This is a genomic window from Phenylobacterium sp., assembly GCF_030693805.1.
Classification (GTDB): domain Bacteria; phylum Pseudomonadota; class Alphaproteobacteria; order Caulobacterales; family Caulobacteraceae; genus Phenylobacterium.
Map to the genome: position 1 here is coordinate 1 of NZ_JAUXZW010000366.1, position 9,344 is coordinate 9,344.

At 68.6% G+C, this 9,344-nt stretch carries 11 protein-coding genes; 10 read left to right on the forward strand and 1 reads right to left on the reverse strand.

The genetic code is table 11. The features are described from left to right. The 9 genes from Q8M88_RS14555 to Q8M88_RS14595 all read left to right on the forward strand — a co-directional run. A partial coding sequence (locus Q8M88_RS14555) for a PDZ domain-containing protein (protein WP_305597880.1) occupies window positions 1-335 on the forward strand: 335 nt, incomplete at its 5' end. A gap of 22 nt (window positions 336-357) precedes the next feature. Further along, entirely contained in the window at window positions 358-1,662 is a 1,305-nt protein-coding gene (locus tag Q8M88_RS14560; RefSeq protein WP_305597881.1) for a replication-associated recombination protein A, read from the forward strand. Next, complete coding sequence (locus tag Q8M88_RS14565; protein WP_305597882.1) at window positions 1,659-2,462, forward strand: RluA family pseudouridine synthase; 804 nt, start codon at window positions 1,659-1,661, stop codon at window positions 2,460-2,462. Before Q8M88_RS14560 ends, Q8M88_RS14565 begins: the two co-directional genes overlap by 4 nt. A gap of 48 nt (window positions 2,463-2,510) precedes the next feature. Next, window positions 2,511-2,999: a hypothetical protein gene (locus Q8M88_RS14570; RefSeq protein ID WP_305597883.1), complete on the forward strand. Its 489-nt coding sequence runs from the start codon at window positions 2,511-2,513 to the stop codon at window positions 2,997-2,999. 57 nt (window positions 3,000-3,056) lie between these two features. Then, entirely contained in the window at window positions 3,057-3,440 is a 384-nt protein-coding gene (gene crcB / locus Q8M88_RS14575) for a fluoride efflux transporter CrcB (protein ID WP_305597884.1), read from the forward strand. After that, entirely contained in the window at window positions 3,437-4,426 is a 990-nt protein-coding gene (locus Q8M88_RS14580; protein ID WP_305597885.1) for an RluA family pseudouridine synthase, read from the forward strand. The genes crcB and Q8M88_RS14580 overlap by 4 nt, the downstream gene beginning before the upstream one ends. Then, window positions 4,423-5,166: an ATP12 family chaperone protein gene (locus Q8M88_RS14585; protein WP_305597886.1), complete on the forward strand. Its 744-nt coding sequence runs from the start codon at window positions 4,423-4,425 to the stop codon at window positions 5,164-5,166. Before Q8M88_RS14580 ends, Q8M88_RS14585 begins: the two co-directional genes overlap by 4 nt. A gap of 100 nt (window positions 5,167-5,266) precedes the next feature. Then, window positions 5,267-6,799 (forward strand): acyl-CoA carboxylase subunit beta, encoded by a 1,533-nt coding sequence (locus Q8M88_RS14590; protein ID WP_305597887.1) that lies wholly within the window; start codon window positions 5,267-5,269, stop codon window positions 6,797-6,799. A 98-nt stretch (window positions 6,800-6,897) separates the two neighbouring features. Next, entirely contained in the window at window positions 6,898-7,863 is a 966-nt protein-coding gene (locus Q8M88_RS14595) for a BON domain-containing protein (RefSeq protein ID WP_305597888.1), read from the forward strand. Window positions 7,864-7,907: 44 nt separating this feature from the next. Here Q8M88_RS14595 and msrB read toward each other — a convergent pair whose 3' ends face one another. Continuing rightward, a complete protein-coding gene (msrB, locus tag Q8M88_RS14600; RefSeq protein ID WP_305597889.1) occupies window positions 7,908-8,402 on the reverse strand; it encodes a peptide-methionine (R)-S-oxide reductase MsrB in 495 nt (164 codons plus the stop codon). Window positions 8,403-8,515: 113 nt separating this feature from the next. Here msrB and Q8M88_RS14605 point away from each other — a divergent pair. Next, on the forward strand, window positions 8,516-9,344 hold an 829-nt coding region (locus tag Q8M88_RS14605), incomplete at its 3' end, for a biotin carboxylase N-terminal domain-containing protein (RefSeq protein ID WP_305597890.1).

Below are 9,344 nucleotides of genomic sequence, written 5' to 3' on the forward strand. Positions count from 1 at the left end.
GCGCCGAGGCGCCGCCGGCGACGCCGGCGCGCGATGAACGGACCCTGAGTGGCCGCAATCCTTTCGAGGGCGCGACCGTCGTCAATCTGTCGCCTGCCGTCGCCGAGGCGCTGGGGGTCGATCCGTTCCTGGGCCCGGGCGTGCTGGTGCTGAGCGTGCAGGGCGGTCTCGCCATGAACGCCGGCTTGCGCCCCGGGGACCTGATCCGTGAGGTCAACGGCAAGCGCATCGAGAGCGTGGCGCAGCTTGCGGCCGCGGCCACCGCCCAGACGCGGGTGTGGCAGGTGACCATCGAACGCGGCGGCCAGGCGATCAGCGCCACCTTCCGCACCTGACGCCTGTGCTAAGGTTCAGCCCATGGCCGACCTGTTCGAAGCCGCGGGCCTGACCCCGCACGCGCCGTCGCCGCTGGCCGACCGCCTGCGCCCGCAGAGCCTGGGCGAGGTGGTGGGCCAGGACCACCTGCTGGGTCCCGAGGGGCCGATCGGACGCATGGCGGCGGCCGGGCGGCTGTCGTCGATGATCCTGTGGGGCCCGCCCGGCACCGGCAAGACCACCATCGCGCGTCTCCTGGCCAAGGCGGCGGGTTACGAGTTCCAGCAGCTCTCCGCGGTGTTCACCGGCGTCGCCGACCTGAAGAGGGCGTTCGAGGCGGCCCGCATGCGCCGCGCCGCCGGCCAGTCGACCCTGCTGTTCGTCGACGAGATCCACCGCTTCAACCGCGCCCAGCAAGACGGCTTCCTGCCGTTCGTGGAGGAGGGGATCGTCACCCTGGTCGGGGCGACCACCGAGAACCCGTCCTTCGAACTCAACGGGGCGCTGCTGTCGCGCTCCCAGGTCTATGTGCTGAAGCGGCTGGACGAGGCGGCGCTGGAGACCTTGCTGGCCAAGGCCGAGGCGTTCGAAGGCAAGGCCATGCCAGTGGATACAGATGCCCGCAACGCGCTGATCGATCTCGCCGACGGCGATGGCCGCTACCTGCTGACCTTGGCCGAGACGTTGTTCAACATCGCGCCGCCCAAGCCGCTGAGCGTGGCGCAGATGAGCCAGGTGCTGCAGAAGCGCAGCCCCGCCTATGACAAGGACCGCGAGGAGCACTACAACGTCATCTCGGCGTTGCATAAGTCGATCCGCGGCTCCGATCCCGACGCGGCGCTCTACTGGCTGGCGCGCATGCTTCAGGGCGGCGAGGACCCGCTGTTCATCGCCAGAAGGCTTGTGCGCGCCGCGGCCGAGGACATCGGCGAGGCCGACCCCATGTCCCTGGTGCTCGCCAACGCCGCCAAGGAGACCTACGACTTCCTGGGCAGCCCCGAAGGCGAGATCGCGCTCGCCCAGGTGGTGATCCACCTCGCCGCCGCGCCCAAGTCCAACGCCGTCTACACCGCCTTCAAGGCGGCCCAGAAAGCGGCGCGGGAAACCGGCTCGCTGGCGCCGCCCAAGCACATCCTCAACGCGCCGACGCGGTTGATGAAGGATCTCGATTACGGCAAGGGCTACGCCTACGACCACGATGCCGAGGACAACTTCTCGGGACAGAACTACTTCCCCGACGAGATGGCACGCCGCAGTTTCTACCAGCCCAAGGGCGAGGGGAACGAGGCGCGGATCAAGGACCGCCTCGAGCGCTGGGCGGCCTTGCGCAAGGCGCGTGGCGGATGAGGCCGCGAACCCCGCCCAAGGCCAAGGCGCACGAGATCCCGCTGACCCTCACGCCTGAAGAAACGGCGCTGGTCCGCAGCTTGATGATCTATGAGGACGCCAGCGTGTTGGCGCTGAACAAGCCGTCGGGCCTCTCCAGCCAGGGCGGGCGCGCCCAGGTGCATACCCTGGACGAGATGCTGTGGGCCTTCGCCAGGCCCGGCAAATCCCGACCCCGGCTGATCCACCGCCTGGACCGCGACACCTCGGGCGTGATCCTCACCGCCAAGACCAAGCCTGCGGCTGCGTTCCTCGGCAAGGCGATGATGGGCCGTCGGCTCGCCAAGACCTATCTCGCGATCGTCGCGCCCGGCGCGCCACAGCCACCCCAAGGGCGCATCGAGGCGCCGCTGCGCCGCGACATGCAGGGACGCGAGGCCTACATGCGTATCTGCGAGGCAGACCATCCTGACGCGGAGGCGGCGAGCACCGGCTATCGCACGCTGGCCAGCACCGAGACGGCCGCTTTGGTCGAGCTGAAGCCGCGCACCGGACGCATGCACCAACTGCGCGTGCATCTGGCGACGATCGGCCGCCCGATCGCCGGCGACGCGCGCTACGGCGGCGCGCTGGTGCTGGGCGGGCACGCCGTTCCAAGGCTGATGCTGCACGCGGCCGCGCTGGTGTTTCCGCATCCCGAGGGCGGCGAGAAGCGCGTCGAGGCGCCGGTTCCGCAGGACATGGCGGAACTGCTCGCCGCGCTGGAGCTCCAGCAGGTCACGAGCGGCGAACGGAACGTGAGCGCCGCGACGGTCGTTTGAGGTGCAAGCCTCTGGAAGCGCAACGGCTTTCGGCGAGGAGCCATCACCATGAAGCGCATCGTCCCCCTCGTCCTTGCGACCATGCTGCTCGGCGCCTGCGCCAGTGCGCCGACGCTCTATCAGCCGGCGGCCGGGCCGCAGGCCGTCGGCTTCTCGGAGTATCGGATCGAGCCTGGCCGCTATCGGATCACCTTCCGCGGCGGCTCCGGCGCACCGCCGGAGCAGGTGGCTGACTTCGCGTTGCTGCGCGCCGCCGACCTGGCGTTGGCCGACGGCTACGACTGGTTCCGAGTGTCGGACCGGTTCATCCGCCAGGCGGGACCCGACAACAGCCCGCGCCTGTCGATCGGCACTGGCGGCGGCAGCTTCGGGCGCAGCTCGAGCTTCGGCGTCGGCGTCGGCACCAGCTTCAACCTCGGCGGCGGGCCGGCGCTATCCCAGACGCTGGAAGTGCTCATGGGCAAGGGCGCCAAACCTGCCGGGGCCGACATCTACGACGCCCGCGAAGTCCGTCGCCAGGTGGGCGCGCGGGTCTGAGGCCGCCGCGTCAGACAGCGGCCTTGCGGCCTCGCTGCGTCGGCGCATAAGAGGGCGATGGGCAATCTGCTTCTGGTGGGCTTCGGCGGCGCGGCGGGCGCGATCGCGCGCTACGGCGTTGGCGTGCAGGCCCTGCGCTGGTTGGGCCCCGCATGGCCATACGGCACTCTGGCGGTCAATGTCATCGGCGGACTGCTGATGGGCGCGCTGGTCGGTTACCTGGCTCAGCGTGGCGGAGCGGATCAGGAACGGTTGCGGCTGCTGCTGGGCGTCGGCGTGCTGGGCGGCTTCACCACCTTCTCCGCCTATTCGTTGGAAGTCGCCCTGATGCTGGAGCGGCGCGAGTATGGGCCGGCGGCGATCTATGCGCTGGTCTCCACCGCCGCGGCCGTCGCGGCCCTGTTCGCTGGCATGATCCTCGCTCGCCGGCTGTTCGCATGAAAGAGGTGCGCACCATCCCCGTGCCGGACGGCGAAGACGGCGTTCGCCTTGACCGCTGGTTCCGGAGGCGCTGGCCGCATCTGAGCCAGGGACAGCTACAAAAGCTGTTCCGCTCTGGCCAGGTGCGGGTGGACGGGGCGCGGGCGAAAGCCGACCTGCGTCTGGCCGCCGGCGCAGTGGTGCGCGTGCCGCCCCTGCCGGACGCGCCCGCGAGCGATGAACGCGAGCGCGGGATCGACCCGCGCGAGGCGGCGTTCGCCAAGTCCCTGGTGCTCTATGAGGACGACGAGGTGCTGGCGCTGAACAAGCCCTCGGGCCTGGCCGTGCAGGGCGGCACCAAGACCCTGCGCCACGTGGACGGGCTGCTCAGCGCCTGGGGCGAGGGGCTGGAGCGGCCGCGGCTGGTCCACCGGCTGGACCGCGACACTTCCGGCGTGCTGGTGCTGGGCAAGACGCCGGCGGCGGCGGCGAAGCTCGCGGGGGCGTTCGCGCACCGCAAGGCGCAGAAGACCTATTGGGCGATCGTCGCGGGCTTTCCGAAGCCGGGCGATGGGGTTATCGAGCTGCCGCTGGTCAAACGGGGCATCGGCGATCGCGAGATGATGACCCCGGCCGAGCCCAAGGATCCGCGCGGCGAACCCGCGCGCACCGACTTCGTCACCATCGCGCGCGCCGGGCCGCGCGCGGCCTGGATGGCGCTGCGGCCGCACACAGGACGGACCCACCAGTTGCGAGCGCACATGAAGGCCATGGGACATCCTATCGTGGGCGATCCGAAGTACGGCGACGAGACCTCTGCGGCGCTGTCTGAGGGGTTGAAGCTGCAACTCCACGCACGGCGCCTGACCCTGCCGCATCCGTCACGCGGGATCCTGACGTTGGAGGCGCCGGTGAGCGCTGAGATGCGCGCCGGCTTCCAGCGGTTCGGCTTTGACGAGCATGAAGCCGAGGCCGACCCGTTCGCGTCCGGCCGGAGGCGCTCATGAGCGAGGGCCCGGGGATCAAGCGCGGGTTTCGTGAGCCCGGCGACAAGCCGAAGCGCTTCTACAAGCAGGTCGACGTCGCGGCTGGCGATGCGGGCTTCCAGGTGAAACTAGACAACCGGTCGGTGCGCACGCCGGGCGGCGTGGTGCTGAGCCTGCCCACCCGTGCTCTGGCCGAACAGATCGCCGAGGAATGGTCCGGGCAGGGAGAGATCCTGGACCTGGTCTCGATGCATGCGACCAGGCTCGCCAACACCGCCATCGACGCGGTGCCCCAGGCGCGGGAGGCGACGGCGGCCTCTGTCGCGCATTTCGCCGCTTCCGACCTCGTCTGCTACTTCGCCAAGGCGCCGGCCGGATTGGTGAGACGCCAGGCCGAGACCTGGGAGCCCATCCTGGCCCGCGCCGAACAGGACCTCGGTCTGAGCTTCGTGCGCGCTGGCGGCATCGTCCACCAGACCCAGCCGCAGGCGACCTTGGACAAGGTCAAGGCGCTGGCCTTGGCGCTTGACGACTTTCGGCTGGCGGCGCTGGCGTTTTCGACCGCGCTCTACGGCTCGGCCGTGCTGGGCCTTGCGGCGCTGAACGGCTGGCTGGGCGCGGAGGCGGCGTTCGACGCCTCCCGCCTGGACGAGGCCTGGCAGGAAGAACAGTGGGGCGTCGATGCGGAGGCGGCCGAGCGCACGGCCCGGTTGCGCGCCGAAGCGCAGATGCTCGAACGGTGGCTGGCCGCGCTGGCCTAGGACAGCGTTCCGCGCGGTCACCTCTGCAGACGCTTGCAAGGGGGACGATCGCCCACTAGGCCATGGGCCGGGTTGAACAATTTCGGGAGCACCGGGGCGCGTGAAGGAAATTCTCGACGAGCTTGAGCGTCGGCGCGCCGAGGCGCGCCTGGGCGGCGGTGAACGGCGCATCGCCAGTCAGCACTCCAAGGGCAAGCTGACCGCGCGCGAGCGTATCGACCTGCTGCTGGACGAGGACTCCTTCGAGGAGTTCGACATGTTCGTCGAACACCGCGGCACCGACTTCGGCATGGCCGACCAACGCGTCGCCGGCGACGGCGTGGTCACCGGCTGGGGGACCATCAACGGCCGGGTCGTGTTCATCTTCTCCAAGGATTTCACGGTGTTCGGCGGCTCGTTGTCGAACGCCCACGCGCAGAAGATCGTCAAGGTGCAGCGTCAGGCGATGAAGGTCGGCGCGCCGGTGATCGGGCTGTTCGACGCGGGCGGCGCGCGCATCCAGGAAGGCGTCGACGGCCTGGCGGGATATGCCGACATCTTCCTCGAGAACACGCTCGCGTCCGGCGTGATTCCGCAGATCGCGGTGATCATGGGCCCCTGCGCCGGCGGCGACGTCTATTCGCCGGCGATCATGGACTTCATCTTCATGGTGAAGGACACGAGCTACATGTACGTAACCGGCCCCGATGTGGTGAAAACGGTGACGCACGAGGAGGTCACGCACGAGGAATTGGGCGGCTACCGCGTCCACGCCATCAAATCCGGCGTCGCCGACGGGGCGTTCGAGAATGACCTCGAAGCGTTGACCCAGGTGCGTCGGCTCATCGACTTCTTGCCGCTGTCGAACCGGGAGAAGCCGCCGGTCCGCAAGAGCTTCGACGACGTGTCGCGCGTGGAGGCCTCGCTCGACACTCTGGTCCCGGCCAATCCGAACAAGCCTTACGACATGAAGGAGTTGATCACCAAGGTGGTCGACGAGGCTGATTTCTTTGAGATTTCGGCCGATTTCGCCAAGAACATCATCTGTGGCTTCGCACGCATGGACGGCTGCCCGGTGGGCATCGTCGCCAACCAGCCGCAGGTGCTCGCCGGCGTTCTCGACATCGACGCCTCACGCAAGGCCGCGCGGTTCGTGCGTTTCTGCGACGCCTTCGAGATCCCGCTGGTGACCTTCGTCGACGTGCCGGGGTTCATGCCGGGCACGCGCCAGGAACAGGGCGGCTTGATCCGCCACGGGGCGAAGCTGTTGTTCGCCTATGCCGAAGCCACCGTGCCCAAGGTGACGCTGATCACCCGCAAGGCCTATGGCGGGGCCTACGACGTCATGAGTTCCAAGCACATCCGCGGCGACGTCAACTACGCCTGGCCGACGGCCGAGATCGCAGTGATGGGCGCCAAGGGGGCCGTGGAGATCATCTTCCGCGCCGAGATCGGCGACGCCGACGCCATCACCGCTCGCGAAGGCGAATACAAGACCCGCTTCGCCAACCCGTTCGTCGCCGCCAGCCGCGGCTACATCGACGACGTGATCATGCCGAGCGAGACCCGCCGCCGGATCGGCCGAGCCTTGCGTAACCTGCGCGGCAAGGTGCTGACCAACCCGCCGAAGAAGCACGACAACATCCCTCTGTAGGGTGCGCGCGGAGCGAGATCCGCGCCCTGAAATCGGAACATCCGGCGTCGCCTCCCGTTGTGACCACAGGGTTTGGTTGCAGAATAAGGGAGACCATCATGGCCGACAGATGGAGCGATGAGCGCGAGCATGAATGGCGCGAGCGCAATGCGCGCCGCGCCGCGGAGGACTTTGGCCGTCGCGACGAAGCCGGCGATTTCCGCGGCCAGGATCGCGAAGACCGCAGCTGGCCGACGGGCGCCGACTATGGCGACTACGGCTCCGGCGCTTTCGCCGACAACCACGGCCGCGGCGACCCGTCCAGTGCAGGTTATGGCGCGAGCCGCTATGGCCGGCCGAACGAGCGGGTGACCGACCGCTACTACGAGACCCAGCGCGATCCGGTGTACCGCGACGGCTATATGTCTGGCGGCGGCACCGATTACGGCCCCGACCAGGGCGGCTACGGCGTGCCTGCCGCGGGTGATCGTTCGGGCCGCTATTCCTCGTTCGGCTTTGGCCACGACTTCCGCGGAGACAGCCACGGCAGCCAGCGCAACTACGGCGGATACGCTACGGGTCTCGACCCTCGGCGCGATGGACGCCACGAGCGCTCCGACCAAGGCGGGCGCCGCGGCTTCTTCGACCGCGCGGCAGACCATGTCGCGTCGTGGTTCGGCGCCGGCCAGGAAGGTGATCGCGATCAGGCGATGAGTCACCGCGGGCGTGGGCCGAAGGGCTATCGCCGGTCGGACGCGCGGATCAGCGACGACATCCACGACCGGTTGACCGACGATCCCTGGTTGGACGCCAGCGAGATCACCGTTGCGGTGGCGAACGGCGAAGTGACGCTGAGCGGGACCGTCGCCGATCGTGAGGCGAAGCATCGCGCCGAGCGCAGCGTCGAGCATGTCTCCGGCGTCGACCACGTGCAGAACAACCTGCGCATCGGCCAGCTCCAGTCTTCGAAGCCGTTTGAGAGCGGTAATCCTCTGACCACGCCCGGTCGTGGCTTTGGCGACAGCGTGCTGGACGCCCAGGCGCGGGGCGAAACCCCGGCGACCGACCACAAGCACGATCACTGATCTGAGGATCGTCGGGCGGCGCGAGCCGTCGCCCGACGAGCCTTCTACGCTGGCGCGCGAGCCATGGCCTCGTTGTCGCCGCGCTCGAGCGGATCGGGCAGGGCCGCTCCGTCCATCACGAACGACAGCGATATCGAGTTGATGCAGTAGCGCAGGCCCGACGGCTTCGGGCCGTCGGGAAACACGTGGCCCTGGTGGCTGTCGCACCGCGCGCAGCGGGTCTCAATACGCACCATGCCGTAGCTCACGTCGCGCACGGCGACCACGTGTGATTCGTCTATCGGCGCGAAGAAGCTGGGCCAGCCCGTGCCGCTCTCGAACTTGGTGTGGGCCCGAAACAGCGGCAGGCCGCATTCGCGGCAGCAGTAGACGCCGTTCTCCTTGTTATCGAGCAGGCCGCCGCAGAACGGGGCCTCCGTGCCGTGGTGCAAAAGCACCTCGGCCTCTTCGCGTGTGAGGTCTGCTTCCAGGCGCTTGCGTTCCGCAGCGTCAGGTGCAGAGAGATCGAATCCGAGGGGTGAGATCGCTGGCGTGCTCATGGGGCTCAATTTAAGGTCCTCCGCGCCGGATCGAAAGCGCCCTGGGGTCGTCTTTCTCTGATCCTGCATCACAATCGCCTGCTAGCGGAAGGTCGCGTCACGCCTTGAGCTCTCTGTTCTCGAAAATCCTCATCGCCAACCGCGGTGAAATCGCGGTCCGCATCATCAAGACCTGCCGTCGTTTGGGCATCGCCACGGTCGTCGTCTATTCCGAGGCGGACGCCGATTCGATGGCCGTGGAGATGGCCGACGAGGCGATCCTGATCGGCCCGGCGCCGGCGGCGCAATCCTATCTGGTGGCCGACAAGATCATCGCCGCCTGCCGCGAGACGGGCGCCCAGGCGATCCACCCCGGGTTTGGCTTCCTGTCGGAGAACGCGGGCTTCGCGCGCCGCCTGGCCGAGGAGGGGATCGTCTTCATCGGCCCCAATCCCCACGCTATCGACGCCATGGGCGACAAGATCGCCTCGAAGAAGTTCGCCGTGGAGGCCGGCGTCTCGGTGGTGCCGGGCCACGTGGGCGAGATCGAAGACGTCGCGCACGCGGTGAGGATTTCCGAGGAGATCGGCTACCCGGTGATGATTAAGGCCTCGGCCGGCGGCGGCGGCAAGGGGATCCGCGTCGCCTGGAAACGCCAGGACGTGGAGGAGGGCTTCCCCGCCGTGCGCGCCGAGGCCAAGTCCAGCTTCGGCGACGACCGCATCTTCATCGAGAAGTTCATCGAGAGCCCGCGCCACATCGAGATTCAGGTGATGGGCGACAAGCACGGCCACGTCGTCCACCTGTTCGAGCGCGAGTGTTCGATCCAGCGGCGCAATCAGAAGGTCATCGAGGAGGCGCCCTCGCCGCTGCTCGACGAGGCGACCCGCAACGCCATGGGCGCCCAGGCGGTCGCACTCGCCCAGGCCGTCGGCTACGACAGCGCCGGCACCGTCGAATTCG

Bases quoted from the DNA above. Each gene is read 5' to 3' on its own strand.
- Q8M88_RS14570 (WP_305597883.1), top strand. From the start codon at position 2,511: ATGAAGCGCATCGTCCCCCTCGTCCTTGCGACCATGCTGCTCGGCGCC.
- Q8M88_RS14580 (WP_305597885.1), top strand. From the start codon at position 3,437: ATGAAAGAGGTGCGCACCATCCCCGTGCCGGACGGCGAAGACGGCGTT.
- Q8M88_RS14560 (WP_305597881.1), top strand. From the start codon at position 358: ATGGCCGACCTGTTCGAAGCCGCGGGCCTGACCCCGCACGCGCCGTCG.
- crcB (WP_305597884.1), top strand. From the start codon at position 3,057: ATGGGCAATCTGCTTCTGGTGGGCTTCGGCGGCGCGGCGGGCGCGATC.
- Q8M88_RS14565 (WP_305597882.1), top strand. From the start codon at position 1,659: ATGAGGCCGCGAACCCCGCCCAAGGCCAAGGCGCACGAGATCCCGCTG.
- Q8M88_RS14595 (WP_305597888.1), top strand. From the start codon at position 6,898: ATGGCCGACAGATGGAGCGATGAGCGCGAGCATGAATGGCGCGAGCGC.
- Q8M88_RS14585 (WP_305597886.1), top strand. From the start codon at position 4,423: ATGAGCGAGGGCCCGGGGATCAAGCGCGGGTTTCGTGAGCCCGGCGAC.
- msrB (WP_305597889.1), bottom strand. From the start codon at position 8,402: ATGAGCACGCCAGCGATCTCACCCCTCGGATTCGATCTCTCTGCACCT.